Below are 26,188 nucleotides of genomic sequence, written 5' to 3' on the forward strand. Positions count from 1 at the left end.
GTGGATGACGAGCCCCAGCTGTTCGACACCCCCGGGTCCCGGGGGGCGGCCTCGGGCGGCTCGCTGGCCGACGCCACCCACGCCTCGGCGCCGCTGGCGGTGCGGATGCGTCCGCGCACGCTCGAGGAGCTGGTCGGGCAGGAGCAGCTGCGGGCCCCCGGCTCGCCGCTGCGGCAGCTGGTCGAGGGCGACCAGTCGCTCTCGCTGCTGCTGTGGGGTCCGCCGGGCACCGGGAAGACCACGATCGCCTCGATCATCAGCCAGCAGACCGGCCGGCGCTTCGTCGAGGTCTCGGCGGTCTCCGCCGGGGTCAAGGAGGTCCGGGCGGCGATCGACTCCGCGCGGCGTCAGCTGGTGGCCACGGGGGAGGAGACGGTCCTCTTCGTCGACGAGGTCCACCGGTTCAGCAAGGCGCAGCAGGACGCGCTGCTGCCGGGCGTGGAGAACCGGTGGGTCACCCTGGTCGCCGCGACCACCGAGAACCCCTCGTTCAGCGTGATCTCGCCGCTGCTCTCGCGCAGCCTGCTGCTGCGCCTGCAGTCGCTGACCGACGACGACATCGCGGCCGTGCTCGACCTGGCGGTCGCCGACGAACGCGGCCTCGGCGGCGACCTGGTGCTCGACGAGGCCGCCCGCGACCACATCGTCCGTCTGGCCGGCGGCGACGCCCGCCGCTCGCTGACCTACCTCGAGGCCGCGGCCGGCGCCGCCCGCAGCAAGGGGGTCTCGACAGGATCGACCACCAAACCGGTGATCGACGTCGAGACCGCCGAGACGGCCGCCGACCAGGCGGCGGTGCGCTACGACCGCGACGGCGACCAGCACTACGACGTCGTCAGCGCCTTCATCAAGTCGGTCCGGGGCTCCGACGCCGACGCCGCGTTGCACTACCTCGCCCGGATGATCGAGGCGGGAGAGGACCCGCGCTTCATCACCCGGCGACTGATGATCCTGGCCAGCGAGGACATCGGGCTGGCCGACCCGACCGCGCTGACCACCGCGGTGGCCGCCGCCCAGGTGGTCCAGCTGATCGGCATGCCCGAGGCCCAGCTCACCTTGGCGCACGCCACCATCGCGCTCGCGGTGGCGCCGAAGTCCAACGCCGTGACCACGGCGATCGGGGCCGCGATCGGCGACGTGCGGGCCGGCAAGATCGGCCAGGTCCCGCCCCACCTGCGCGACGCGCACTACTCCGGTGCCAAGGATCTGGGCCACGGCGTCGGCTACGTCTACAGCCACGACGCGCCCTTCGGGGTCGCCGAGCAGCAGTACGCGCCCGACGTGGTCCTCGACGCGGCCTACTACCGCCCGACCGAGCACGGCGCCGAGGCGGCGGTCAAGCAGCGGTGGGAGCGGGTACGCCGCCTCATCCGCGGCAAGTAGGCTACTTCGTCGTGACCTCCGACATCGCCGTCCCGACCTGGCTGGTCGTGGTGACCCTCGTCGCCGTCGTGGCGCTCGCGGTCGCGGCGTACCGGCTGTCCCGGGCCGTGCGCCGGGCGCGCAGCCACACCGAGGCGCTGCTGGAGGCGGCGGCCCAGGACGCCGAGGCGCTGCGCGAGCAGCTGGCCGGCATCGAGACCGAGCTGCGGGCCAGGCAGGAGTCCACACGGCGCCGCGAGCGGACACCGGTCGCGGTGGTGGACGACCGGGAGTACGTCATCACCGACCTCGGCCAGGAGCACGGCCCCCGGGTCCCCGCGCGCGTCGTACCCGCGCCGATGTTCGCCGACATCGTGCTGCGCGAGAGCGTGATCAAGACCGCGGCGCTCGCCGCGGGGCTGCGCCGGGCGCTCTCGCCCGAGGTCCGCAACCGGATCCGGTTCGAGATGAGGCGCGAGGTCAAGCGCTCGCGCAAGGAGCGCCGGCTGATGCTCAAGGCGGCGCGCCGCGACCTGGAGACGCGTCACCGAGCGACCCTGCGCCCCGACGTGGAGGTGTCGTCGTGAGGGCGGGGGTCTGGTTCGCGGCCGGTGCGGCCGCCGGTGTCTACGGCATGGTCCGGGTCCGCCGCCTCGCCGAGGCGTTCACCCCCGACGGCATGCGGGACCGGATCGGCGCCGCGGTCCTCGGCGCCCGGCTGTTCGGCGAGGAGGTCGCCCGGGGCCAGGCCGCGGCCGAGATCCACCTGCGCCAGCGCTTCGACGGCGCGGACGCCGGTCCGCCCCAGCTCATCAATCCCACCACCACACCCAGCAGAGAAGGCACCCGTTGAGCGAGCAGTACCTGAGCAGCGCGGAGATCCGCAACCGGTTCCTCGCCCACTTCGAGGGGCGCGGCCACACCGTCGTACCGTCGGCGTCGCTGCTGCTCGATGACCCCAACCTGCTCTTCGTCAACGCCGGCATGGTGCCGTTCAAGCCCTACTTCCTGGGCCAGGAGACGCCGCCGTTCCAGCGGGCGACCAGCGTGCAGAAGTGCGTGCGGACCCTCGACATCGAGGAGGTCGGCAAGACCACCCGGCACGGCACGTTCTTCCAGATGAACGGCAACTTCTCCTTCGGTGACTACTTCAAGCAGGGCGCCGTCCAGTACGCCTGGGAGCTGATCACCAACGCCCAGGCCGACGGCGGCTTCGGCTTCGACCCCGAGCGGATCTGGGTCACCGTGCTGCCCGAGGACGACGAGGCGCGCGACGCCTGGAAGCGGATCGCGGGCCTGCCCGACGAGCGGATCCAGCCGCGCGGGCTCAAGGACAACTACTGGAACATGGGCGTCCCCGGTCCCGGCGGCCCGTGCAGCGAGATCTACATCGACCGCGGCCCCGAGTTCGGCCCCGACGGCGGCCCCGAGGCCGACGAGGACCGGTTCCTGGAGATCTGGAACCTGGTCTTCATGCAGGAGGAGCTCAGCGCCGTCCGCGCGAAGGACGACTTCGACATCGCGGGCCCGCTGCCGAGCAAGAACATCGACACCGGCATGGGCCTGGAGCGGGTCGCGTACCTGCTCCAGGGCAAGCACAACATGTACGAGATCGACACGGTCTTCCCCGTGATCGAGAAGGCCATGGAGCTCTCCGGCAAGAAGTACGGCGCACCCGGTGGCGACGCTCACGTCGACGACGTCCGCTTCCGGGTCGTCGCCGATCACGTCCGCAGCTCGCTGATGCTCATCGGCGACGGCGTGACCCCCGGCAACGAGGGCCGCGGCTACGTGCTGCGCCGCCTGTTGCGCCGCGCGGTGCGCAACATGCGCCTGCTCGGCTACCAGGACCCCTCGCTGCCCGAGCTGCTGCCGGTCTCCCGCGACAAGATGGGGGAGAGCTATCCCGAGCTGGTCTCCGGCTGGGACCGGATCGCCCAGGTGGCCTACGCGGAGGAGGAGGCGTTCCGCAAGACGCTCCAGGCAGGCACCCAGATCTTCGACCTGGCCGCGGGCGACGTGAGGCAGTCCGGCGCCACCACCATCCCCGGTGACAAGGCGTTCGCGCTCCACGACACCTACGGCTTCCCGATCGACCTGACCCTCGAGATGGCCGCCGAGGCGGGTCTGAGCGTCGACGAGCCGGGCTTCCGGCAGCTGATGGCCGAGCAGCGCGAGCGGGCCAAGGCCGACGCGCGCGCCAAGAAGGGCCAGCACGCCGACACCGGCGTCTACCGCGCCATCCTCGACGCCAACGGCCCGACCGAGTGGCTGGCCTACGAGACGCTCGAGACCGAGTCCCGGCCGTTGGCACTGCTGCGCGAGGGGGCCGCGGTCGGCAGCCTCGGCAACGGCGAGATCGGCGAGCTGGTCCTCGACCGCACTCCGTTCTACGCCGAGTCGGGCGGCCAGGTCGCCGACGCCGGCATCATCGAGTTCGAGGGCGGCGCGCTCGAGGTGCTCGACGTCCAGCGCCCGGTCCGCGGGCTGGTGGTCCACCAGGTCCGCGTCGTCGACGGCGAGCTGCCCGCCGACGCGTCGGTGCTGCACGCGAAGGTCGACCCGCAGTGGCGCATCGGCGCCCGCCAGGCGCACTCCGGCACCCACGTCATCCACGCCGCGCTGCGCGAGGTGCTCGGCCCCACGGCGCTGCAGTCCGGCTCCTACAACCGGCCCGGATACCTGCGTCTCGACTTCGGCTGGCTCAGCGCGCTCTCGTCCGAGCAGGTCCACGACATCGAGCAGGTCGCCAACAACGCGTTGCGCGCGGACCTTCCGGTCGGGTGGCAGTACATGACGCTGAGCGAGGCCAAGGACTGGGGCGCGCTGGCCCTCTTCGGCGAGACGTACGACGACACCAAGGTCCGCGTCGTCGAGATCGGCGGCCCGTGGTCGCGCGAGCTCTGCGGTGGCACGCACGTCGACCACTCCAGCCAGATCGGCACCATCGTGGTGACCGGCGAGGCCAGCGTCGGCTCCGGCAACCGCCGCATCGAGGCGCTCACCGGAGTCGAGGGCTTCTCCTATCTCGCCAGGGAGCGGGACGTGGTCGGCCAGCTCTCCACCCTGCTCAAGACCCAGCCCGGCGACATCGTCGGCCGGGTGGGCGATCTGATGGACCGCCTCAAGCACACGGAGAAGGAGATCGACAGGATCCGCCTCGCCCAGCTGCTCTCCGGCGGGGCCGCGCTCGCCGAGGGTGCGAGCGACGTCAACGGCGTGCGCCTGGTCGCCCAGCGGCTCGACGGCGCCGCGGGCGGCGACGTGCGCACCCTCGCGACCGACGTCCGGGCCCGGCTCGCCGGCGACGCCCCGGCGGCCGTCGTGCTGATCGGCGCGGCCGACGGCAAGGCGGCGATCGTGGCCGCGCTCAACGACGCGGCCCAGGCCCGCGGCCTCGCGGCCGGCGACCTGGTCCGCGCGGCGGCGCCCTTCCTCGACGGCAAGGGCGGCGGCAAGGCCGACCTGGCGCAGGGCGGTGGCACCGACGTGTCCCGGATCGACGAGGCCCTGGCTGCCGTGACCGCGGCGGTCGCGTCGGCGTGAGACACGGCGTCCGCCTCGGCGTCGACCCGGGCGACGCCCGGATCGGCGTCGCTCGCAGCGACCCGTCCGGCGTGCTCGCCACGCCGGTCGAGACGGTGCGCCGAGGCAAGGGCGACCTGCGCCGGATCCACCAGATCCTCGCCGAGGAGAACGCCGTCGAGGTCGTGATGGGGCTGCCCCGCTCGCTCGGCGGCGGGGAGGGGCCGGCGGCCCTCAAGACCCGCGAGTTCGCCGTACGGCTCGCGCGTCGGATCGACCCCGTCCCGGTGCGCCTGGTCGACGAGCGACTCACCACGGTGACGGCTGAGGCTATGCTGCGCGACCAGCGCAAGGGAGCGAAGCGCCGAGCCGTGGTCGACCAGGTCGCGGCCGTCGTCATCCTCCAGCAGGCGCTGGATGCAGAACGCGCGACCGGCACCCCTGCGGGGGAGCTGGTGAGCCCCACGCACGAGGAGACGCATGACTGAGCCGCTGCCCGAGCAGGTCGAGGACACAGGTCACGACCTGCTCCCCGGTACGTCGGCCGGCGGCCGGCGGCGGGCGGAGAGGCGTCGTCGGGGCGGGTGCCTGCCGATGCTGCTCGTCGTGGTGCTGTTCTGCGGCATCGTCGCCTGGTTCGCGCGCGGCGCGATCTCGGACGTGAAGGACATGTTCGCCGGGCCCGAGGACTTCGCCGGGCCGGGCAGCGGCGAGGTCACCTTCGTCATCGACCCCGGCCAGTCGGTCTCCTCGATGGGTGCCGAGCTCGAGGACCTCGGCGTCGTCGCCTCCTCGGAGGCCTTCGTGGATGCCGCGGCCAAGGACGGCCGGTCCACCAAGATCCAGGCCGGCACCTACCTGCTCAAGAGCGAGATGAAGGCCGCCGACGTCGTCGCGATCCTGGTCGACCCCTCGCAGATCGCGCAGGACACGGTGACCATCCCCGAGGGCAAGCGCACCTCCGACATCGTCAAGATCCTGGCCAAGAACACCGACTTCAAGGCCAAGCAGTTCCAGGCGGTGCTGGCCGACCCGGCCGCCCTCGGCCTGCCCGCCTCCGCGGCCGGCAACCCGGAGGGCTACCTGTTCCCGGCGACGTACACGATCACCCCGACCGACACCCCGCAGTCGATCCTGGCCGCGATGGTCGCCAAGGGGCAGTCGGTCATGGAGGACCTCGACCTCGATGCCCAGGCGCAGGACGTCGGCCTGACGGCCCACGAGGTGCTCACCGTCGCGAGCATGCTGGAGTTCGAGGCCAACCGCACCGAGGACTACCCGAAGGTCGCCCGCGCGATCTACAACCGGCTCGAACGGGGCATGGCGTTGCAGTCGGACGCCACGGTCGCGTACGCCAACGGGCTCTCCGGCGAGGTGTGGACCACCTCGACGCAGCGCGACATCGACTCGCCGTACAACACCTATGCCCGCACCGGCCTGCCGCCGGGCCCGATCGGCAACCCGGGCGAGGCGACCATCGACGCCGCGCTGCACCCGGCCGACGGACCGTGGCTGTACTGGGTCGTGGTCAACCTGAAGACCGGCGAGACCGTCTTCTCGACGACCCTGGCCGAGCACAACGCCGCCACCGAGCGGCTGCGTGAGTACTGCAAGACCTCCGACGCCTGCTGATGGTCGTCTGATGCGCTGCGCGGTCCTGGGCGACCCGATCGCCCACTCGCTCTCGCCCGCCCTGCACGGCGCCGGGTACGCCGCGCTCGGCATCGACGCGACGTACGACGCCGTCCGAGTGCCCGCCGGTGGACTGGCCGGCTTCGTGGCCGGCCTCGGTCCCGAGTGGCGCGGCCTGTCCGTGACCGCGCCGCTCAAGCGGGAGGCGCTGGCGCTGGCCGAGGAGGTCTCCGAGCTCGCCGTGCTGGCGGGCGGCGCCAACACCCTGGTTCGCCGGGGGAAGGGCTGGTTCGCCGACAACACCGACGTGCCGGGTGCGGCGGCGGCGATCCGGGAGCGCTTCACCGGGACCCTGTCGGTCGCCACGATCCTCGGCGGCGGGGCGACGGCCGCGAGCGTCGGGCTCGCCCTCGTGGACCTGGGGATCGGCGCGATCACCGTCGCGGCCCGCAACCCCGCCAACGCGGCCGAGGCGGTCGAGGCGATCCGCCGCCACCCCGCGGCGCCGTCGGTCGACGTCGTATCACTCGGCGCCGTTGGTGCGGGCGGTGACGTCGTGGTGTCGACCGTGCCCGTCGGTGCCCAGACGCCCGAGCTGGTCGGGCGCGTGCTCCCGGCGGATGTGGTGTTCGAGGTGACCTACAACGAGTGGCCCACGCCCCTGGTCGCGGCTGCCCTGCACACGGGGGCCACTGTCGTCTCCGGCCTGGACCTGCTCATCCACCAGGCGGTGCTCCAGTTCGGCATGTTCACTGGGCAGGACGGGCCACTCGACGCCATGCGCTCGGCGGGCGAAGCGGCGCTCGCGGCTCGGTAGGTTTCGGCCATGGAATGGGTGCCGGCACTGGTCGGCGTGTTGATCGGCGCGGCGAGCGGGCTGCTCGTCCCCACCCTGATCGCGCTGTGCCCCGAGCCGGAGCACGACCCGGCCGAGAACCCGGAGGACTACCCGGACCATGTCCCGTTCGCCGAGCTCGCCGCCCGGCCCGGCCTGCGGCTGCGCAGCGCCGTCGGGTGCGGGCTCGCGGGCGGCGTGCTGGGTCTGGTGATCGGGTGGGGCTGGGCGCTGCTGTGGCTGCTCGCCCTGGTCCCGGTGTGCTGTGCGCTGACCGTGATCGACTATGTCACCTGGTACCTCCCGTCCCGCCTGATCCGCCCCTCCTGGCTCGGTGCCGGGCTCCTGGTCGGCGTGGTCGCGCTGATCGTCGGCGAGCCGCGGGTGGCGCTGTGGGGGCTGATCGGGTTCGTCGGGCTGGGCGGCTACTACGGGCTGATGAGGCTGATCAGCCCACGCGCCATGGCCGGCGGCGACGTGCGCCTCGGCGCGCTGCTCGGCATCGCGCTCGGCCCCTTCGGCGCCGGTGTCCTGGTCGTGTCCGTCGTGGCGGCCGCGGTCCTCGGCGTCGTGGGGATGGTGCCGCTGCGGCGCCGTGGCACGATGATCGGCCGGCGGGTGCCGTACGGGCCGTTCCTCGTGCTGGGTGGGTTGGTCGCTGTCGTCGTGGGACAGGTCCTCGGCGGCTGAACCCACCGTGGGAGACTGGTGCCCATGTTGCGCTGGCTGACCGCGGGGGAGTCCCACGGCCCCTCCCTGGTCGCGATCCTCGAGGGCCTGCCGGCCCACGTCGAGGTCACGACCGATGACATCTCCGACTCGCTCGCCCGTCGTCGTCTCGGCTACGGCCGCGGCGCCCGGATGAAGTTCGAGGCCGACGAGGTCACCATCACCGGCGGCGTCCGGCACGGTCGCACCCAGGGCGGCCCGGTCGCGATCCAGGTCGGCAACACCGAGTGGCCGAAGTGGGAGACGGTGATGGCGGCGGACCCCGTCGACCCCGCCGTGCTCGAGGCGCAGGCCCGCAACGCCCCGCTCACCCGCCCGCGGCCCGGCCACGCCGACCTCGCGGGCATGCAGAAGTACGACTTCGCCGACGCCCGCCCGATCCTGGAGCGCGCCTCCGCGCGCGAGACCGCGGCCCGGGTGGCGCTGGGCCGGGTGGCCAGCAACTTCCTCGAGCAGGCCACGGGCGCGCGGATCGTCAGCCACGTGCTCGAGATCGGCGGCGTCCGTACGCCGTCGCGCGAGCTCCCGACGCCCGACGACGTCGTCCACCTCGACGCCGACCCGGTGCGCTGCCTCGACGCCGACGGCTCCAAGCTCATGGTCGAGCGGATCGACCAGGCCCACAAGGACGGCGACACCCTCGGCGGCGTCGTCGAGGTCGTGGTCCACGGCCTGCCGCCGGGCCTCGGCTCCCACGTCCACTGGGACCGCCGCCTCGACGCGCGCCTGGCCGGCGCGCTGATGGGCATCCAGGCGATCAAGGGCGTGGAGGTCGGCGACGGCTTCGAGCTCGCCGCGACGCCGGGCTCGCTCGCGCACGACGAGATCGTCCCGACCGAGGAGGGCCTGCGCCGGGTGTCGGGTCGCTCCGGCGGCACCGAGGGCGGCATGACCACCGGCGAGATCCTCCGCGTCCGCGCGGCGATGAAGCCGATCGCGACCGTCCCGCGGGCGCTGCGCACGGTCGACCTCGCCACCGGCGAGGAGGCGGTCGCCCACCACCAGCGCTCCGACGTCTGCGCGGTCCCCGCATCCGGCATCGTCGCCGAGGCGATGGTCGCGCTGGTGCTCGCCGAGGCGGTGCTGGAGAAGTTCGGCGGCGACTCCGTGCAGGAGACCCGGCGCAACGTGCAGTCGTACCTCGACACCCTGCGGTTCAAGTGACGGGACCGCGTGCGGTCCTGATCGGCACCATGGGCGCCGGCAAGACCACCGTCGGCCGGTTGCTGGCCGAGCGGCTCGGCGTCGACTTCGCCGACACCGACGAGCTGATCGAGGCCCAGCACGGCAAGTCCGTCCAGGACATCTTCGTCGAGGACGGCGAGGCGAGCTTCCGGGCGCTCGAGCGGGTCGCGGTCGCGCAGGCGCTGGCCGACCACGACGGCGTGCTGTCCCTGGGCGGCGGCGCGGTCCTCGACCCGGCCACGCGGGCGCTGCTCGCCGACCACCGGGTCGTGTTCCTGCGTGTCGGTCTCTCCGACGCCGTCAAGCGGGTCGGACTGGGCTCCGGGCGCCCGCTGCTGCTCGGCAACGTGCGCGCCCGGGTCAAGCAGCTCCTCGACGAGCGCGCCCCGGTCTACGCCGGCCTGGCCCGGATCACCGTCGACACCGACGGGCGCGAGCCCGTCGAGATCACCGCCGAGATCGTCACCGCCCTCCAGGGAGATGCCGCGTGAGCGAGCCCACCGTGATCCCGGTGCCCACCGCGGCGCCGTACGACGTCGTGGTCGGCCACGGCGTCCTCGACCGCCTCCGTGGCCTGCTGCCCACCGGCGTCCAGCGGGTCGCGGTGATCACGCCCGAGTCGCTGGAGGATCTGCTGGAGCCGTTCGCGGACCTGCTCGACGGCCTCGACGTGATCGTGCTCCAGGTGCCCGACGGCGAGGAGGCGAAGGGCTGGGAGGTCGCCGCGGCCTGCTGGGAGTCGCTCGGCGAGGAAGGCTTCACCCGCTCCGACGCCGTGGTCACGCTCGGCGGCGGCGCGACCACGGACCTCGGCGGGTTCGTCGCGGCCACCTGGCTGCGCGGCGTCGCGGTCGTCCACGTCCCCACCACGGTGCTCGCGATGGTCGACGCCGCCGTCGGTGGCAAGACCGGGATCAACACGCCGGCCGGCAAGAACCTGGTCGGCTCCTTCCACGAGCCGGCCGGCGTCCTGTGCGACCTGGCGCTGCTCGACACGCTGCCGCGCGCCGAGCTCGTCGCCGGCCTCGGCGAGGTCGTCAAGTGCGGCTTCATCGCCGACCCGCGGATCCTCGAGCTGGTGGAGCAGACCGATCCCGACACGCTGACCCCCCACTCGCCGGTGCTGCGCGAGCTCGTCGAGCGCGCGATCCGGGTCAAGGCCGCGGTCGTCGCCGGTGACCTCAAGGAGACCGGGGGAGTCGACGGTCACCCCGGCCGCGAGGTCCTCAACTACGGTCACACCCTGGCCCACGCGATCGAGAAGGCCACCGACTACTCGATCCGGCACGGCGAGGCGGTCGCGATCGGGTGCGTCTTCGTCGCCGAGCTCGCGGCCCGGGCCGGAGGGTTGGCGCCCGACGTCGTCGCGCGCCACCGCGCCGCCTTCGGCCGGGTCGGGCTGCCGACCTCGTGGAGTGGCGCCGACTTCGACACCCTGCTCGCCACCATGCGCGTCGACAAGAAGGCCCGCGGCAACCAGCTGCGCTTCGTCGTGCTGGCCGACCTCGCCCGGCCCGTCGTGCTGGCCGGGCCGGCGGAGGACGACCTGCGCGCGGCGTACGACGCGCTGTCGGGAGGTGCCGCATGACCCGGGTCCCTGAGGAGATCGCGCAGCGATCGTCTCGCAGGGTCCTGGTGCTCAACGGCCCCAACCTCGGGCGCCTGGGTCGTCGCCAGCCCGAGATCTACGGTCACACCACCCACGCGGAGCTCGCCCAGCTGTGCGTCGGCTGGGGCCGCGACCTGGGGCTCGAGGTCGAGGTGCGCCAGACCAACCACGAGGGCGAGCTGCTCGACTGGCTCAACGGCGCGGCCGACGACGACATCCCCGTGGTACTCAACGCCGCCGCCTGGACCCACTACTCGCTCGCGATCTACGACGCCTGCGCCCAGCTGAGCGCACCCCTGGTGGAGGTCCACATCTCCGAGCCCAAGGAGCGTCCCGAGGAGTTCCGGCACACCTCGTACGTCGAGCCGTACGCCGCGACCACCGTCTCCGGGAAGGGCATCGACGGCTACCGGCAGGCACTCGAATTCATCGCAGCCCGGGGTGCCCACTAGAATCGAGTGCTGGCCCTGTGCTTGGGGCCTCGATCTTTGGACATCTCGACAGAAGGCTGGCGCATGGCAACCACGAACGACCTCAAGAACGGCATGGTGCTGAACCTGGAGGGCCAGCTCTGGCAGGTGGTCGAGTTCCAGCACGTGAAGCCGGGCAAGGGACCCGCGTTCGTCCGCACCAAGCTCAAGCACGTCGAGTCCGGCAAGAACGTCGACAAGACCTTCAACGCCGGCACCAAGGTCGAGACCGCCACGGTCGACCGCCGCTCGTTCCAGTACCTCTACAACGACGGCACCAACTTCGTCTTCATGGACGTGCAGGACTACGACCAGCTCGAGGTCGATCCCGCCATCGTCGGCACCGCCGCGGGCTTCCTCCTGGAGAACCAGGAGGTCATCTTGGCCACCAACGAGGGCCGTGTGCTCTTCATCGAGATGCCGGCCTCGGTCGAGCTCGTCGTGTCCTACACCGAGCCCGGCGTCGTCGGTGACTCCGCCACCGGCCGCACCAAGCCCGCCACGCTCGAGACCGGCGCCGAGATCCAGGTCCCGCTGTTCATCGAGCAGGGCGAGAGGATCAAGGTCGACACCCGCGAGGGCGGCTCCTACCTGAGCCGTGTGAAGGGCTGATGGGAGCCCGGACCAAGGCTCGCAAGCGCGCCCTCGACGTCCTGTACGCCGCCGACCTGCGCGGCGAGACGGGCGCCGAGGCGCTCGCGCGGGTGATCGCCGAGGGCGAGCCCCCGGCGAACCCCTACACCTCCGAGCTGGTGCGCGGCGTCAGCGAGCGCTGCGCGCGGATCGACGAGGTGCTCGAGGAGTTCTCCACCGACTGGAGCCTGGCCCGGATGCCGGCGGTCGACCGCAACGTGCTCCGGATCGGTGTCTGGGAGCTGCTGTGGGCCGACGACGTCCCCGACACCGTCGCCGTGACCGAGGCCATGGGCCTGGTCCGCGAGCTGTCGACCGACGACTCGCCGGCGTTCGTCAACGGCGTGCTCGGCGCGATCCAGCGCAAGAAGGCGACGCTGGTCTGACGACCACCCTCGTGCCAGTGTGGGGGCCATGCCGGACACGCTGGACGCCCTGGAAGCCGACGTCGTCGTCATCGGGCTCGGGCCCGGCGGTGAGCACCTCGCCGCGTCGCTCGCCCGAGCCGGGCTCGCCGTGGTCGGGGTGGACCGACGCCTCGTCGGCGGCGAGTGCCCCTACTTCGGGTGCATCCCGTCGAAGATGATGATCCGCGCCGCCGACGCGCTCGCCGAGGCGCGCCGGGTGGCCGCCCTGGCCGGTACCGCGGACGTCCACGCGGACTGGGCGGTGGTCGCCGACCGGATCCGCGACGAGGCCACCGACGACTGGGACGACACCGTCGCGGTCGAGCGGCTGGAGCAGGCCGGCGCGCGGTTCGTGCGCGGGCACGGCCGGCTCGCCGGGCCCGGCCGGGTCGTGGTGGCCACCGCTGATGGCGAGGTCGCCGTCAGCGCTCGACGGGGCGTGGTGCTCAACACCGGCACCGAGCCGGCCGTCCCGCCGATCGAGGGCCTCGCCGACACGCCGTACTGGACCAACCGGGACGCCGTCCGGCTGCGCGAGCTGCCGTCCTCGCTGGTCGTGCTCGGCGGCGGCGCCATCGGATGCGAGCTGGCGCAGGCCTTCTCGCGGTTCGGGGTCGAGGTCACCGTCGTCGAGGCCGGCGAGCGGATCCTCGGTCCGGAGGAGCCCGAGGCCAGTGGTGTCGTGGCCGCGGCCCTCGGCGCGGAGGGGATCGCCGTCCGGGCCGGGGTGGGCGTCACCGCGGTCAGCCATGAGGGCGCGTTCAGCATCGGCCTCGCGGACGGTACGTCGATCGGCGCCCAGGCGCTGCTGGTCGCCGCGGGGCGTCGTACCAATCTCGGCGACGTGGGCCTCGACACCGTCGGGCTCGACGCCGGCGCACGGGTGATCGACGTCGACGAGCGGATGCGGGTCGCGGGCGCCGAGGGCCTGTGGGCGATCGGCGACATCACCGGCGAGGGCGCCTTCACCCACATGTCGATGTACCAGGCGAACGTCGCGATCCGCGACCTCACCGGCGAGGACGGACCGTGGGCCGACTACCGCGCCGTCTCGCGTGCCACCTTCACCGACCCGGAGGTCGGCTCGGTCGGGATGACCGAGGATCAGGCTCGGCAGGCGGGCATCCGCGTGGGCGTCGGCACCGCTCCGCTGCCCGAGTCCAGCCGGGGCTGGCTGCACAAGATCGGCAACGACGGGCTGGTCAAGGTGGTCGTCGACCTCGACCGCGGCGTCCTGGTCGGCGCGACCGCCGTCGGACCGGCCGGTGGCGAGATCATCGGGATGCTGGTGACCGCGGTGCATGCCGAGGTGCCGCTCGTGACACTGCGCGGGATGCACTTCGCCTACCCGACCTTCCACCGGGTCATCGAGACCGCGCTGTCGGCCGTGTCCTGACCGCGGCGCCGCCGGGGTAGGTTGGCGGGCGAGCGCTGCCTATCTCGGAGGTACCCGTGAGTCACTCGTCGACCGACCCCCTCTTCGACCCGCTGACCGACCCGCTCGGGCCGCCGCCCGTCGGACCGCCGCCGTCGCCGGGTCCGCCGCCGGCAGCTCCTCCTGCCGCACCCCCTTCGGTCGTGCCTCCTCCGGTCGCGCCTCCTCCGCCCCCGGCCGCTCCGCCGGTCGCCGTACCTGTGCCGGAGCCACGGCGTTTCATGACCGCCACCGACTTCCTCGACCGCCGCGACCGAGAGACCACGGCCGGGCCGGCGACGTGGGGCTGGCGCGGGCGGGTGCGCCGCTGGAGCGGTGGGCTGGTGAAGCCGGCGATGGGGGCGGCCGAGCGGTCCTACGAGGCCGACCGCGCCGCGATCCAGAAGGACTTCGACGGCCCGCGGACCATCGCCTTCGTCAACCCGAAGGGCGGCGCGGCCAAGACGACCGGGGTACTGGCGGCCGGCTACACCTTCGGCACGGTGCGCGGCGGCGGCGTCGTGGCGTGGGACAACAACGAGACGCGCGGCACCTTGGGGATGCGCGGCGCGCGCGGCTCGCACCGCAACACCACGCGCGAGCTGCTCGAGGACCTCGGCCGGTTCAAGGACGTCTACCAGTCGCGGATCGGCGACCTGGGCGCGTTCGTGCGCTCCCAGGGCGACGCGCACTTCGACGTCCTCGCCTCCGACGAGCGGCCTGACGTCACCGGCGTCATCCATGCCGACGACTTCGCCGAGGTCCATGCGCTGCTCGAGCGCTTCTACCGGGTGCTGCTGGTCGACACCGGCAACAACCTGAGGGCCGAGAACTGGCTGGCGGCGGCCGGCGCCGCCGACCTCCTCGTCGTCACCAGCACGGTCCGCGAGGACACCGGCTACAGCGGTCTGTGGATGCTCGACGCGCTGCAGGACGCCGGCCACGAGAACCTCAAGTACAAGACCATCACCGTGCTCTCGGACCCGAGCCCGCAGGTCGACGCGGCGCTCGCGCGCGACCTGGTGCAGGTCTACGAGCAGCGCACCCGCGGCGTCTACCGTGTGCCCTACGACCCGGCGCTGGTCTCCGGCTCGGTCGTGCCCTACGCCCAGCTCTCCGCCGACACCCGGCGGTCGTGGTTGCGGGCGTGTGCGGCGATGGCGACGGCGTTGTGAGAGGTCGGGTCAGTCCTGGGTGAATCCCTGCTGCCAGGCGGTCGCATGGATCCGCGTGGTGTTGAAGTCGCGCAGCCTGGCCACGAACGGCTCGATGGCCGCAGCCGCATAGTGGTGGGCTGGCCAGCACGCATGAAGGGGAAGCGTCAGGGGCGTGGCTGACGACTGGATCAGGAGTGGGTGTGCCCCGAACCGGGGTAGGTCGGTGACCACGGCGACCCCGAACTGGGCCGAGGCCAGCGACAGCGAGACGCGGCTGTTCATCGGCGCCACGCGCTGTTCTCGGTGTCGAAGTCGCTTCTGGGCACCGCGGCCGGAGAGCTGGTGGGCGACGGCACGGTGGATCTCGCCGCCCGGGTGTCGGACTACGTTCCCGAGCTGAGTGCCTCCGGGTTCGAGACGGCGACCGTCCGGGACCTCCTCGACATGAGGGTGTCCCTCCGGTTCAGCCACGACTACGTCGATCCGGGGTCGCAGGTGCATCAGATGGACCGTGCCGCCGGCTGGCGGCCGCGTCGAGACCAGGACCCGCGTGGCGTGCGCGACTTCCTGACGCGCGTGCGTGGCGACGGTCGTCACGGGGAGCGCTTCTTCTACTGTTCGGCCACGACCGACGTGCTGGCGTGGGTCCTCGAGCGAGCCAGCGGCTCCAGCTACGTGGACCTGATCTCGCAGCGGCTCTGGTCACGCATCGGCGCCGAGCACGACGCCGTCGTGACCGTGGACGAACGAGGTGTGCCCTACGCGTGCGCCGGCGTGAGCGCGACCGCTCGTGACCTCGCCCGGTTCGGGCGCTCCATGCTCGAGAGCGGTGCCAGCTCGGGACGGCGTGTCGTGCCGTCGCCCTGGCTGGGCGACATCCACGACGGCGATCCGTCGACCGGTCTCGACGACGAGATCGGCCGCGAGTTCAGGAGCCACTACGCCCGCGGCACCTACCGCAACCAGTGGTGGGTCACCGGCGATCACAGCGGCAGCTCCTTCGCCCTCGGGATCCACGGCCAGTGCCTCTGGCTCGATCCCACGCGCGACCTCGTGGTCGTCAAGCTCTCCAGCCTGCCCCAGCCGCGCATGCGTCCGGGCGAGCACGCCACTGCGCTGGCCGGCATCGCCGATGCCGTCGCTCCTTCCTCCACCCGCCATCATGAGAAGCACTGAGGTCAACCATGTCGAACAGAAGTGAGCTGCCGCCGACCGTGGAGACCCGGTCGATCGAGCACGTGCCGGAGAGCGAGCGACACGGGCGACCGTGGCACCTGGCGACCATCTGGTTCATGGCCAATGCGCACATCGCGACACTGGCGGTGGGCCTCATCGGTCCGTTGATCGGTGCGAACTTCCTCACCTCCGCGGCCGGCATCGTGAGCGGGGTCCTCTTCGGGACGTTCTTCATGGCGTTCCACTCCGCGCAGGGACCTCGGCTGGGCCTGCCGCAGATGATCCAGTCCCGCGCCCAGTTCGGCTACCTGGGAGTGATGCTCCCCATGGCGCTGGTCGTCGTCATGGTCTTGGGATTCAACGTCTTCAACCTCAAGATCTTCGGTCAGGCACTGTCGATGACCACGGCTGCCTCCGACCGAGTGGGGTACGTGCTGGCCGCGGCCGGGGCTTTGACTCTGGCGAGCGTCGGCTATCGGTGGATCCACGCCGCCGAGAGGTACATGTCGTTCCTCTTCATCGCGCTGTTCGCTCTCCTGACGCTGGGGGCAGCCACCGGTCTCGACCTTCCGGCAGGCTCCTACGAGTCCGTCGCGTGGACGCCGTTCCTGGTGATGTTCGGCATCTCGGCGGGATACCAGCTCGCCTGGGCACCGTACGTGTCCGACTACTCACGCTACCTGCCGGTCGATGTCGGGCACCGCGCGCCGCTGTGGTGGTCCTACCTCGGGTCGGCGGCCGGAGCCGTCTGGCTGATGCTGCTCGGCGCCTATCTCGGTGCCTCAGCGCCCGGCGGCTCCCTCGAGGGCGTGCGCCTGGCCGGGGACCAGCTCTTCAGCGGCTTCGGCGGTATCGCCCTCTTCGTGGCGCTTCTCGGGCTGGTCGGGGTCTGCACCATCAACCTGTACACCGGAAGCCTGACGCTGCTGTCGATGGCCGACGGGATTGCGCGGGTGGGCACGCGGCCGGGCCTGCGGGTCGTCGTGATGCTGGCGGCCAGCGCCGCGGTCCTCGCCGCTGCCTTCGCCAGCTCGGACGATTTCCTGCTGGACTTCCACAACTTCCTCCTGATGCTGCTGTACACGATGATCCCGTGGACCGCCGTCAACCTGACCGACTACTACCTGGTGCGCCGCGGCCACTACGACCTCGCGGGCCTGACCGACCCGTCTGGGCCGTACGGCAACTGGAAGGTGAGCGGTCTGGCGGCGTACGTCGCGGGCTTCGCGGCGTCCATCCCGTTCTTCAGCGTTCCGGGCCTGTACGTGGGACCGGTGGCCGAGCGGCTGGGTGAGGCGGACGTCGCCATGTTCGTCGGCCTCCCGGTCTCGGCGGCGGTGTACCTCGCGTCCGCGGCGATGCGACGGCGCTCCGGCCCGGATCGTCGGTACGGCGGCGGGTACCTCGCAGAGGTCAGCAACCGACGACGAGAGGAGCCCCTGATGGGTCTCGACGACAAGCTGAGCAACAAGGCCGAGGAGATGACCGGCAAGGCCAAGGAGGCGGTGGGCAAGGCCACCGACGACGAGGACCTGGAGAACGAGGGCAAGCTCGACAAGGCCAAGGGCAGCCTGAAGCAGGCCGGCGAGAAGGTGAAGGACGCCTTCAAGTAGGCCGGATGTGCCTCTCCGGGCCCGGCGTGGCGCGAGCCACGCCGGGCCCGGTTCGCGTCGGTGCAGACCCGGTTTGTAAGGTAGGTCCGCAGCAACATCCTTTAACGATCCGTCCTGTGAGGCGGAGAAGGAGGTTCCGTCAGTCGTGCCTGCACAGCAGACCCCGGACACGCCCGTCAGCACGGGTCGCGTCGTCCTCGACGCCGGCGACATCAGCCGGGCGTTGACCCGCATCTCCCACGAGATCCTCGAGCGCAACAAGGGCGCCGAGGATCTTCTTCTTCTCGGCCTCCACACCCGCGGCGTCCCGCTCGCGCGGCGCTTGGCCGAGAACATCGCAGCCGTCGAGGGTACGACGGTCGCCACCGGCGAGCTCGACGTGACGATGTACCGCGACGACCTGCGCTCCAACCCGACCCGCGCGCCGCACCGCACCCAGGTGCCGGCCGGCGGCATCGACGCGAAGACGGTCGTCCTGGTCGACGACGTGCTCTACTCGGGCCGCACGATCCGCGCGGCGCTGGACGCGCTCTCGGACCTGGGCCGGCCCGCCGTCGTACGGCTGGCGGTGCTGGTGGACCGCGGGCACCGCGAGCTGCCGATCCGCGCCGACCACGTCGGCAAGAACCTGCCGACCGCGCGCAGCGAGCGGGTGAGCCTGCGGCTGGTCGAGACCGACGGTGAGGACGAGGTGCGGATCAAGTGAACAAGCACCTCCTCAGCATCGACGACCTGGGCATCGACGACATCGAGCAGATCCTCACGACCGCCGCGGAGATGCACGACGTGCAGAAGCGCCAGGTCAAGAAGCTGCCCGCGCTGCGTGGCCGCACTGTCATCAACCTCTTCTTCGAGGACTCCACCCGCACCCGCTCCAGCTTCGAGATCGCCGGCAAGTGGCTCTCGGCCGACGTGATCAACCTGTCGGCGAAGGGCAGCAGCGCGAGCAAGGGGGAGTCCCTGCGCGACACCGTGCTGACCGTGACCGCGATGGGCATCGACGGCCTGGTGGTGCGCCACGGCGCCAGCGGCGCGGCCGAGCAGATCAGCCGGTGGATCGACGTACCGGTGATCAACGCCGGCGACGGCACCCACGAGCACCCCACCCAGGCGCTGCTCGACGGCTACACCCTCTCCCGCCGGCTCGGCACCCTCGAGGGCAAGCACGTCGCGATCGTCGGCGACCTGACCCACAGCCGGGTCTTCCGCAGCAACGTCAAGAGCCTCACCAAGCTCGGCGCGAGCGTCACCGCCGTCGCGCCGCCCACGCTGATGCCCTCGGGCGTGGGGGACTGGTCGAAGGCCGCGGGCTTCTCTGTGTCGTACGACCTCGACGAGGTGCTGCCGCAGGCGGATGCCGTGATGATGCTCCGCGTCCAGCGGGAGCGGATGAGCGGTGGGTTCTTCCCGACGGCGCGCGAGTACACCGTCGGCTACGGCCTGACCCGCGACCGGCTCGCGCTGCTGAAGCCGGGTACGCCGATCCTGCATCCCGGCCCGATGAACCGCGGCCTGGAGATCTCCCCGGACGCCGCCGACGCCGCCGACAGCCTGGTCCTCGACCAGGTCTCCGCGGGCGTCGCGGTCCGGATGTCCGTGCTGTACCACCTGCTCGCCGGCGAGGAGACCAGCGCATGAGCATCCTGATCAAGGGCGCCACCCTGCCCGACGGCACGACGAGCGACGTCCTCGTCGAGGACGGCGCCATCGCCGAGCTGGGCACGATCACCACCAAGGCCGAGCGCACCATCGACGCCGACGGCCTGCGTCTGCTGCCCGGCCTGGTGGACCTGCACACCCACCTGCGCGAGCCCGGCCGCGAGGACGCCGAGACGGTGCTCACCGGCTCGCGCGCCGCCGCGGTCGGCGGCTACACCGCGGTGCTGGCGATGGCCAACACCCACCCGGTGACCGACACCGCCGAGGCCGCCGAGCGGGTCCTCGACCTCGGCCGAGCCGCCGGTCTGGTCGACGTCCAGCCGGTCGGCGCGGTCACCAAGGGGCTGGCCGGCGAGGAGCTCGCCGAGCTCGGCCTGATGGCCCGTTCGCGCGCGAAGGTGCGCGTCTTCTCCGACGACGGCAAGTGCGTCCACGACGCGCGGGTGATGCGGCGGGCGCTGGAGTACGTGAAGGCGTTCGGCGGCGTGGTCAGCCAGCACAGCCAGGACCCGGCGCTCGCCGGCCCGACGGCCTGCTGCCACGAGGGTGAGCTGTCCGGTCGGCTCGGCCTGCCCGGCTGGCCCGGTGTCGCCGAGGAGGTCATCGTCGCGCGCGACGTGATGCTGGCCCGCCACACCGGCAGCCGGGTCCACGTCGCGCACGTCTCCACCGCGGGCTCGGTCGAGGTGATCCGCTGGGCGAAGGCGCAATCGATCGACGTGACCGCCGAGGTCACGCCCCACCACCTGCTGCTCACCACCGAGCTGCTGAGCGGCTACGACCCGACGTTCAAGGTGAACCCGCCGCTGCGTCCCGACGAGGACGTGCGGGCGCTGCGCGAGGCGCTCGCCGACGGCACCATCGACGCCGTCGCCACCGACCACGCGCCGCACGCGCGCCACGACAAGGAGCACGCCTTCGTCGACGCCGCCTTCGGGATGCTCGGCCTGGAGACCGCGCTGCCGGTCCTCACCACGGTGATGGTGGAGAACGGCCTGCTCGACTGGGCCGGCGTGGCCCGGGTGATGAGCACCAGCCCCGCCCGGATCGCCGGGCTGGGCGACCACGGCCGCCCCATCGCCGTCGGGGAGCCCGCCAACCTGACCCTGGTCGACCCGGCGGCGCAGGTCGTCGTCGACCGCGCGGCCAGCGTCTCGCTGAGCCGCAACAACCCCTGGCACGACCGCAAGCTGACCGGCAAGGTGATCGCCACGCTGCTGCGCGGCACGCCGACCGTCCTGGAAGGAGCGCTCGCATGAGCACACCCGCCCTGCTCGTCCTCGAGGACGGCCGCACGTTCCACGGCGAGGCCTACGGCGCCGAGGGGGAGACCTTCGGCGAGGCCGTCTTCAACACCGGCATGACCGGCTACCAGGAGACGCTGACCGACCCGTCGTACCACCGCCAGGTCGTCGTGATGACGGCTCCCCACATCGGCAACACCGGCGTCAACGACGAGGACCCGGAGTCGAAGCGGATCTGGGTCGCCGGGTACGTCGTGCGCGAGCCCGCCCGGGTCCCGAGCAACTGGCGCTCCCGGCGCAGCCTCGACGACGAGCTGAAGGCGCAGGACGTCGTCGGCATCTCCGGCATCGACACCCGCGCGCTCACCCGCCACCTGCGCGAGCGCGGCGCGATGCGGGTCGGCATCTCCACCGTCGAGACCGACCCGGAGGCCCTCCTCGCCAAGGTCAAGGCGTCCGCCGAGATGGCCGGCGCCAACCTGTCCGAGGCCGTCTCCACCAGCGAGGCGTACGTCGTGCCGGCCCAGGGGGAGAAGAGGTTCACCGTGGCCGCGCTCGACCTCGGCATCAAGGACATGACGCCCCAGCGGATGAGCGAGCGCGGCATCGAGGTCCACGTGCTGCCCGCCACCGCGACCATCGACGAGGTGCTCGCGGTCGAGCCGGACGGCCTGTTCTTCTCCAACGGGCCCGGCGACCCGGCGGCGACCACCGGCCAGGTCGAGCTGCTCCAGGCCGCGCTGAGCAGGGACCTGCCCTACTTCGGCATCTGCTTCGGCAACCAGCTCTTCGGCCGCGCGCTCGGCTTCGGCACCTACAAGCTGAAGTACGGCCACCGTGGGATCAACCAGCCGGTGATGGACCTGACCACCCGCAAGGTCGAGGTCACCGCCCACAACCACGGGTTCGCGGTCGACGCTCCCGTCGGTGAGTCCACCGCGACGCCGTACGGCGTCGCGACGGTCAGCCACGTGTGTCTCAACGACGACGTGGTCGAAGGCCTGGAGCTGCGCGACGCGGCCGGGAGGCTCAAGAGCTTCTCGGTCCAGTACCACCCGGAGGCCGCCGCCGGCCCGCACGACGCGGCGTACCTCTTCGACCGCTTCCTGTCGCTGATGGAGCGCAGCGAGGAACGAGCGGAGCGACTGAAGCGACCATCGAGCACAGTGCTCCTGGAGCAGGAAGGCACGAACTGATGCCGAAGCGCGAAGACATCAAGTCCGTCCTGGTCATCGGCTCCGGCCCGATCGTCATCGGCCAGGCCTGCGAGTTCGACTACTCCGGCACCCAGGCCTGCCGCGTGCTCAAGGAGGAGGGCCTGCGGGTCATCCTGATCAACTCCAACCCGGCCACGATCATGACCGACCCGGAGTTCGCCGACGCGACCTACGTCGAGCCGATCACCCCGGAGTTCGTCGAGAAGGTCATCGCCAAGGAGCGCCCCGACGCGATCCTGCCGACCCTCGGCGGCCAGACCGCCCTCAACGCGGCCATCGCCGCCCACGAGAGCGGCGTCCTGGCCCGGTACGGCGTCGAGATGATCGGCGCCAGCTTCGAGGCGATCCACCGCGGCGAGAACCGCGAGCTGTTCAACGCCATCGTCGAGAAGGTCGGCGGCGAGGTCGCCCGCTCCTTCGTGTGCCACACGATGGACGAGGTCGAGAAGGCCGCCGGCGAGCTGGGCTTCCCGGTCGTGGTGCGCCCGTCCTTCACGATGGGCGGCCTCGGCTCCGGCATCGCCTACGACGAGGCCGACATGCACCGCATCGCCGGCGCCGGCCTCTCCGCCAGCCCCACCACCGAGGTGCTGATCGAGGAGTCGATCATCGGCTGGAAGGAGTACGAGCTGGAGGTGATGCGCGACAAGGCCGACAACGTCGTGATCATCTGCTCCATCGAGAACTTCGACCCGATGGGCGTCCACACCGGCGACTCGATCACGGTCGCGCCGGCGATGACCTTGACCGACCGCGAGTACCAGCACCTGCGCGACCTCGCGATCGGCATCATCCGCGAGGTCGGCGTCGACACCGGCGGCTGCAACATCCAGTACGCCGTGAACCCCGCCGACGGCCGGGTGATCGTGATCGAGATGAACCCCCGCGTCTCGCGCTCCTCCGCGCTCGCCTCGAAGGCGACCGGCTTCCCGATCGCCAAGATCGCCGCGAAGGTCGCCGTCGGCTACACCCTCGACGAGATCCCCAACGACATCACGAAGGAGACGCCGGCCTCCTTCGAGCCGAGCCTCGACTACGTCGTGGTGAAGGTGCCGCGGTTCGCGTTCGAGAAGTTCCCGACCGCCGACCCGACGCTGACCACCCACATGAAGTCGGTCGGCGAGGCGATGGCCATCGGCCGCAGCTTCACCGAGGCCCTCAACAAGGCGCTGCGCTCGCTGGAGAACAAGCACGCGCCCTTCGACTGGGCGTCGCCGCTGGGCGACAGGGCCGCGCTGCTCGAGGCCGTGAAGGTGCCGCACGACGGCCGGCTGCAGAAGGTGATGCAGGCGATCCGCGCCGGTGCCACCCAGGACGAGGTCCACGCCGCGACGAAGATCGACCCGTGGTTCGTCGACCAGCTGTTCTTGATCGACGAGGTCGCCCAGCAGGTCGCCGCGACCGAGTCCCTGGACGCTGGTGCGCTCCGCCTCGCGAAGCGCCACGGCCTCTCCGACGCCCAGATCGCCGCTCTGCGCTCGACTGGTGGGGCGAGCCTGCAGGAGTCCGAGGTCCGCATCGCCCGGCAGACGCTCGGTGTCCGGCCGGTCTTCAAGACCGTCGACACCTGCGCCGCCGAGTTCGCCGCGGCCACGCCGTACTACTACTCCTCCTACGACGAGGAGACCGAGGTCCAGCCGCGGGCCGAGGGCAAGCAGGCCGTGATCATCCTCGGCTCGGGCCCGAACCGGATCGGCCAGGGCATCGAGTTCGACTACTCGTGCGTCCACGCCAGCCTCGCGCTGGCCGAGGCCGGCTACGAGACGATCATGGTCAACTGCAACCCCGAGACGGTCTCGACCGACTACGACACCTCCGACCGGCTCTACTTCGAGCCGCTCACGCTGGAGGACGTGCTCGAGATCTACGAGGCGGAGAAGGCCGCCGGCCCGATCGCGGGCGTCATCGCGACCCTCGGCGGCCAGACGCCGCTCGGTCTCGCCCAGGGCCTGCAGGACGCCGGCGTCCCGATCGTCGGCACCAGCCCCGAGGCGATCGACCTCGCCGAGGAGCGCGGCGCCTTCGGCCGGGTGCTCGCCGACGCCGGCCTCGTCGCGCCCAAGCACGGCACCGCGGTGTCGTACGACGACGCGCAGGCCATCGCCCACGAGATCGGCTACCCGGTGCTGGTGCGGCCGTCGTACGTCCTCGGCGGACGCGGCATGCAGATCGTCTACAGCGACCAGGCGCTCGAGGCCTACATCAACGCCGCGACCGAGATCAGCCCCGACCGCCCGGTCCTGGTCGACCGGTTCATCGACGACGCGGTCGAGATCGACGTCGACGCGCTCTACGACGGCACCGACCTCTTCCTCGGCGGCGTGATGGAGCACATCGAGGAGGCCGGCATCCACTCCGGCGACTCCTCGTGCGCGCTGCCGCCGATCACCCTCGGCAACGCCGAGATCGCCCGGATCCGCGAGGCCACCACGGCCATCGCGAAGGGTGTCGGGGTGCGCGGTCTGATCAACATCCAGTTCGCGCTGGGCGCCGACGTGCTCTACGTGATCGAGGCCAACCCGCGCGCCTCGCGCACCGTCCCGTTCGTCTCCAAGGCGACCGGGACCCAGCTGGCCAAGGCGGCCGCCCGGCTGATGCTGGGGGAGTCGATCGCCGAGCTGCGCGCCGCCGGCGTGCTCCCCGCCGAGGGCGACGGCGGCACGCTGCCCGCCGACTCGCCGATCGCGGTCAAGGAGGCGGTGCTGCCGTTCAACCGGTTCCGCACCAAGGACGGCCAGTTCGTCGACACCGTGCTCGGCCCGGAGATGAAGTCGACCGGCGAGGTGATGGGCTTCGACGCCGACTTCGGGACCGCGTTCAGCAAGTCGCAGGCCGCGGCGTACGGCCCGCTGCCGACGTCCGGCAAGGTGTTCATCTCGATCGCCGACCGCGACAAGCGGACCATGGTGTTCCCGGCCCGGGTGCTCGTCGACTACGGCTTCGAGATCCTCGCCACCCAGGGCACCGCCGAGGTGCTGCGCCGCAACGGCGTCCAGGCCACCGTCGTGCGCAAGCACTTCGAGGGCAAGGGGCCCAACGGCGAGCCCACCGTCGTCGACATGATCCTGGCCGGCGACATCGACCTGATCGTCAACACCCCGCACGGCTCGACCGGCGGCGGCGACTCCCGCATCGACGGCTACGAGATCCGCTCGTCCGCCGTGCTGACCGGTACGCCGTGCATCACCACCGTGCAGGGCCTGGCCGCCGCGGTCCAGGGGATCGCCGCGGTCCGGGGCGGCGAGATCGGCGTGCGCTCCCTGCAGGAGTGGAACGCCGCCGCCGAGGCGGCCCGGTGACGCTCTACGACAAGGTCTTCGAGCACGTCCTGGTCAAGATGGACGCCGAGCGGGCGCACCACCTGACCTACGACGCGCTGCGGGCCGGCGGCCCGGTGCTGTCCCGCGTGCCGATCCCCGGGGCCGCGCCGGTGCGGGCGATGGGCCTCACCTTCCCGAACCGGCTGGGCCTCGCGCCCGGCTTCGACAAGAACGCCCGGGTCTACGACCGGATGGGCGCCTTCGGCTTCGGGCACGTCGAGATCGGCACCGTCACCGCGCTGGCCCAGCCCGGCAACCCGCGCCCGCGCCTGTTCCGGCTGCCGCAGGACCGCGCGATCGTCAACCGGATGGGCTTCAACAACGACGGAGCGACCGCGGTCGCGGCCCGGCTGGCGAAGCGGAAGCGCACGTCCGGTGGGCTGGTGCTGGGCGTCAACATCGGCAAGTCCAAGGTCGTCCCCGACGACGACCAGGCCGCGGTCGAGGCCGACTACGAGACCTCGACCCGGCTGCTCGCCCCCCACGCCGACTACCTCGTGGTCAACGTCAGCTCGCCCAACACCCCCGGGCTGCGCAACCTGCAGGCGGTCGAGAAGCTCGCCCCGCTGCTGGCCCACGTGCGTCGTACCGCCGACGAGGTGACCTCCGCGCCGCTGCCGCTGCTGGTCAAGATCGCGCCCGACCTGTCCGACGACGACGTGCATGCCGTCGCCGACATGGCGCTCGACCTCCGCCTCGCCGGGATCATCGCGACCAACACCACGATCTCCCGCGAGGGCCTGCGCACACCCGCCGCGAAGGTCGAGGAGATCGGTGCCGGCGGCCTGTCCGGGGCGCCGCTCACCGAGCGCTCCACCGAGGTGCTGCGGCTGCTGCGCGGTCGGGTCGGTCCCGAGGTGACCCTGATCGGCGTCGGCGGGATCGGCACAGCCGAGCAGGCCCGGGAGCGGGTCGCGGCCGGCGCGGACCTGGTGCAGGCCTACAGCGCGCTGATCTACGGTGGACCGACGTGGCCGCGCCGGATCTTGAGAGGCCTGTGA

Annotated in this window: 25 protein-coding genes; 24 read left to right on the forward strand and 1 reads right to left on the reverse strand. The window is 71.9% G+C overall.

The genetic code is table 11. From position 1 onward, the window contains the following. The 16 genes from ACUP6Y_RS10890 to ACUP6Y_RS10965 all read left to right on the forward strand — a co-directional run bounded on the left by ACUP6Y_RS10890 (position 1) and on the right by ACUP6Y_RS10965 (position 14,976). On the forward strand, positions 1 to 1,383 hold the full coding sequence (locus ACUP6Y_RS10890; RefSeq protein ID WP_462556206.1) for a replication-associated recombination protein A: 1,383 nt from the start codon (positions 1 to 3) through the stop codon (positions 1,381 to 1,383). Between the two features lie 11 nt (positions 1,384 to 1,394). Then, on the forward strand, positions 1,395 to 1,949 hold the full coding sequence (locus tag ACUP6Y_RS10895; RefSeq protein WP_462556209.1) for a hypothetical protein: 555 nt from the start codon (positions 1,395 to 1,397) through the stop codon (positions 1,947 to 1,949). Further along, positions 1,946 to 2,215, forward strand: coding sequence for a DUF6167 family protein (locus ACUP6Y_RS10900; protein ID WP_462556212.1), 270 nt, complete (start codon positions 1,946 to 1,948; stop codon positions 2,213 to 2,215). The genes ACUP6Y_RS10895 and ACUP6Y_RS10900 overlap by 4 nt, the downstream gene beginning before the upstream one ends. A gap of 11 nt (positions 2,216 to 2,226) precedes the next feature. Next, positions 2,227 to 4,908, forward strand: a complete 2,682-nt coding sequence (alaS, locus tag ACUP6Y_RS10905; protein WP_462556708.1) for an alanine--tRNA ligase — start codon at positions 2,227 to 2,229, stop codon at positions 4,906 to 4,908. Next, complete coding sequence (gene ruvX, locus ACUP6Y_RS10910) at positions 4,905 to 5,375, forward strand: Holliday junction resolvase RuvX (protein WP_462556214.1); 471 nt, start codon at positions 4,905 to 4,907, stop codon at positions 5,373 to 5,375. Before alaS ends, ruvX begins: the two co-directional genes overlap by 4 nt. Then, positions 5,368 to 6,519: an endolytic transglycosylase MltG gene (gene mltG / locus ACUP6Y_RS10915; RefSeq protein WP_462556216.1), complete on the forward strand. Its 1,152-nt coding sequence runs from the start codon at positions 5,368 to 5,370 to the stop codon at positions 6,517 to 6,519. Before ruvX ends, mltG begins: the two co-directional genes overlap by 8 nt. A gap of 10 nt (positions 6,520 to 6,529) precedes the next feature. Further along, positions 6,530 to 7,336 carry a shikimate dehydrogenase gene (locus tag ACUP6Y_RS10920; RefSeq protein ID WP_462556219.1) on the forward strand — a complete coding sequence of 269 codons (807 nt, stop codon included), beginning with the start codon at positions 6,530 to 6,532 and terminating at the stop codon, positions 7,334 to 7,336. Between the two features lie 9 nt (positions 7,337 to 7,345). Further along, complete coding sequence (locus ACUP6Y_RS10925) at positions 7,346 to 8,044, forward strand: A24 family peptidase (RefSeq protein ID WP_462556221.1); 699 nt, start codon at positions 7,346 to 7,348, stop codon at positions 8,042 to 8,044. Positions 8,045 to 8,068: 24 nt separating this feature from the next. Continuing rightward, on the forward strand, positions 8,069 to 9,247 hold the full coding sequence (aroC, locus tag ACUP6Y_RS10930; protein ID WP_462556223.1) for a chorismate synthase: 1,179 nt from the start codon (positions 8,069 to 8,071) through the stop codon (positions 9,245 to 9,247). Then, positions 9,244 to 9,759: a shikimate kinase gene (locus ACUP6Y_RS10935; RefSeq protein WP_462556225.1), complete on the forward strand. Its 516-nt coding sequence runs from the start codon at positions 9,244 to 9,246 to the stop codon at positions 9,757 to 9,759. The genes aroC and ACUP6Y_RS10935 overlap by 4 nt, the downstream gene beginning before the upstream one ends. Continuing rightward, positions 9,756 to 10,856: a 3-dehydroquinate synthase gene (gene aroB / locus ACUP6Y_RS10940; protein ID WP_462556227.1), complete on the forward strand. Its 1,101-nt coding sequence runs from the start codon at positions 9,756 to 9,758 to the stop codon at positions 10,854 to 10,856. Before ACUP6Y_RS10935 ends, aroB begins: the two co-directional genes overlap by 4 nt. Beyond that, entirely contained in the window at positions 10,853 to 11,329 is a 477-nt protein-coding gene (locus ACUP6Y_RS10945; RefSeq protein WP_462556229.1) for a type II 3-dehydroquinate dehydratase, read from the forward strand. The genes aroB and ACUP6Y_RS10945 overlap by 4 nt, the downstream gene beginning before the upstream one ends. Positions 11,330 to 11,392: 63 nt before the next feature. Then, positions 11,393 to 11,959 (forward strand): elongation factor P, encoded by a 567-nt coding sequence (efp, locus tag ACUP6Y_RS10950; protein WP_462556231.1) that lies wholly within the window; start codon positions 11,393 to 11,395, stop codon positions 11,957 to 11,959. Beyond that, complete coding sequence (gene nusB, locus ACUP6Y_RS10955) at positions 11,959 to 12,366, forward strand: transcription antitermination factor NusB (protein ID WP_462556233.1); 408 nt, start codon at positions 11,959 to 11,961, stop codon at positions 12,364 to 12,366. Before efp ends, nusB begins: the two co-directional genes overlap by 1 nt. Before the next feature lie 28 nt (positions 12,367 to 12,394). Next, on the forward strand, positions 12,395 to 13,783 hold the full coding sequence (locus ACUP6Y_RS10960) for a dihydrolipoyl dehydrogenase family protein (RefSeq protein ID WP_462556235.1): 1,389 nt from the start codon (positions 12,395 to 12,397) through the stop codon (positions 13,781 to 13,783). Between the two features lie 260 nt (positions 13,784 to 14,043). Next, complete coding sequence (locus tag ACUP6Y_RS10965) at positions 14,044 to 14,976, forward strand: MinD/ParA family ATP-binding protein (protein ID WP_462556237.1); 933 nt, start codon at positions 14,044 to 14,046, stop codon at positions 14,974 to 14,976. Between the two features lie 9 nt (positions 14,977 to 14,985). On the opposite strand, the gene ACUP6Y_RS10970 is transcribed toward ACUP6Y_RS10965, so the two are convergent. Further along, entirely contained in the window at positions 14,986 to 15,249 is a 264-nt protein-coding gene (locus ACUP6Y_RS10970; protein WP_462556239.1) for a hypothetical protein, read from the reverse strand. Between the two features lie 12 nt (positions 15,250 to 15,261). Between ACUP6Y_RS10970 and ACUP6Y_RS10975 the strand changes: the two genes are divergently transcribed. From ACUP6Y_RS10975 to ACUP6Y_RS11010, 8 genes are all read left to right on the forward strand, one after another. Further along, positions 15,262 to 16,134: a serine hydrolase domain-containing protein gene (locus ACUP6Y_RS10975; RefSeq protein ID WP_462556241.1), complete on the forward strand. Its 873-nt coding sequence runs from the start codon at positions 15,262 to 15,264 to the stop codon at positions 16,132 to 16,134. Between the two features lie 8 nt (positions 16,135 to 16,142). Then, positions 16,143 to 17,747, forward strand: a complete 1,605-nt coding sequence (locus ACUP6Y_RS10980; protein WP_462556243.1) for a cytosine permease — start codon at positions 16,143 to 16,145, stop codon at positions 17,745 to 17,747. A gap of 145 nt (positions 17,748 to 17,892) precedes the next feature. Then, positions 17,893 to 18,453, forward strand: a complete 561-nt coding sequence (pyrR, locus tag ACUP6Y_RS10985) for a bifunctional pyr operon transcriptional regulator/uracil phosphoribosyltransferase PyrR (protein ID WP_462556245.1) — start codon at positions 17,893 to 17,895, stop codon at positions 18,451 to 18,453. Further along, positions 18,450 to 19,385, forward strand: coding sequence for an aspartate carbamoyltransferase catalytic subunit (locus ACUP6Y_RS10990; RefSeq protein ID WP_462556247.1), 936 nt, complete (start codon positions 18,450 to 18,452; stop codon positions 19,383 to 19,385). Before pyrR ends, ACUP6Y_RS10990 begins: the two co-directional genes overlap by 4 nt. After that, the gene (locus tag ACUP6Y_RS10995; protein ID WP_462556249.1) at positions 19,382 to 20,665 is read left to right on the forward strand and encodes a dihydroorotase; all 1,284 of its coding nucleotides are present in this window, start codon (positions 19,382 to 19,384) and stop codon (positions 20,663 to 20,665) included. Before ACUP6Y_RS10990 ends, ACUP6Y_RS10995 begins: the two co-directional genes overlap by 4 nt. Then, positions 20,662 to 21,846 carry a glutamine-hydrolyzing carbamoyl-phosphate synthase small subunit gene (gene carA / locus ACUP6Y_RS11000; protein ID WP_462556251.1) on the forward strand — a complete coding sequence of 395 codons (1,185 nt, stop codon included), beginning with the start codon at positions 20,662 to 20,664 and terminating at the stop codon, positions 21,844 to 21,846. Before ACUP6Y_RS10995 ends, carA begins: the two co-directional genes overlap by 4 nt. Beyond that, positions 21,846 to 25,166, forward strand: a complete 3,321-nt coding sequence (gene carB / locus ACUP6Y_RS11005; RefSeq protein WP_462556254.1) for a carbamoyl-phosphate synthase large subunit — start codon at positions 21,846 to 21,848, stop codon at positions 25,164 to 25,166. The genes carA and carB overlap by 1 nt, the downstream gene beginning before the upstream one ends. Beyond that, complete coding sequence (locus ACUP6Y_RS11010) at positions 25,163 to 26,188, forward strand: quinone-dependent dihydroorotate dehydrogenase (protein WP_462556256.1); 1,026 nt, start codon at positions 25,163 to 25,165, stop codon at positions 26,186 to 26,188. Before carB ends, ACUP6Y_RS11010 begins: the two co-directional genes overlap by 4 nt.

This window comes from Nocardioides sp. S5-5 (assembly GCF_054954065.1).

Excerpts from the sequence above, each read along its gene's own strand:
- mltG (WP_462556216.1), top strand. The coding sequence starts at position 5,368 with ATGACTGAGCCGCTGCCCGAGCAGGTCGAGGACACAGGTCACGACCTG.
- ACUP6Y_RS10920 (WP_462556219.1), top strand. The coding sequence starts at position 6,530 with ATGCGCTGCGCGGTCCTGGGCGACCCGATCGCCCACTCGCTCTCGCCC.
- ACUP6Y_RS10925 (WP_462556221.1), top strand. The coding sequence starts at position 7,346 with ATGGAATGGGTGCCGGCACTGGTCGGCGTGTTGATCGGCGCGGCGAGC.
- aroC (WP_462556223.1), top strand. The coding sequence starts at position 8,069 with ATGTTGCGCTGGCTGACCGCGGGGGAGTCCCACGGCCCCTCCCTGGTC.
- ACUP6Y_RS10945 (WP_462556229.1), top strand. The coding sequence starts at position 10,853 with ATGACCCGGGTCCCTGAGGAGATCGCGCAGCGATCGTCTCGCAGGGTC.
- efp (WP_462556231.1), top strand. The coding sequence starts at position 11,393 with ATGGCAACCACGAACGACCTCAAGAACGGCATGGTGCTGAACCTGGAG.
- nusB (WP_462556233.1), top strand. The coding sequence starts at position 11,959 with ATGGGAGCCCGGACCAAGGCTCGCAAGCGCGCCCTCGACGTCCTGTAC.
- ACUP6Y_RS10960 (WP_462556235.1), top strand. The coding sequence starts at position 12,395 with ATGCCGGACACGCTGGACGCCCTGGAAGCCGACGTCGTCGTCATCGGG.
- ACUP6Y_RS10965 (WP_462556237.1), top strand. The coding sequence starts at position 14,044 with ATGACCGCCACCGACTTCCTCGACCGCCGCGACCGAGAGACCACGGCC.
- ACUP6Y_RS10980 (WP_462556243.1), top strand. The coding sequence starts at position 16,143 with ATGTCGAACAGAAGTGAGCTGCCGCCGACCGTGGAGACCCGGTCGATC.
- ACUP6Y_RS10995 (WP_462556249.1), top strand. The coding sequence starts at position 19,382 with ATGAGCATCCTGATCAAGGGCGCCACCCTGCCCGACGGCACGACGAGC.
- carA (WP_462556251.1), top strand. The coding sequence starts at position 20,662 with ATGAGCACACCCGCCCTGCTCGTCCTCGAGGACGGCCGCACGTTCCAC.
- carB (WP_462556254.1), top strand. The coding sequence starts at position 21,846 with ATGCCGAAGCGCGAAGACATCAAGTCCGTCCTGGTCATCGGCTCCGGC.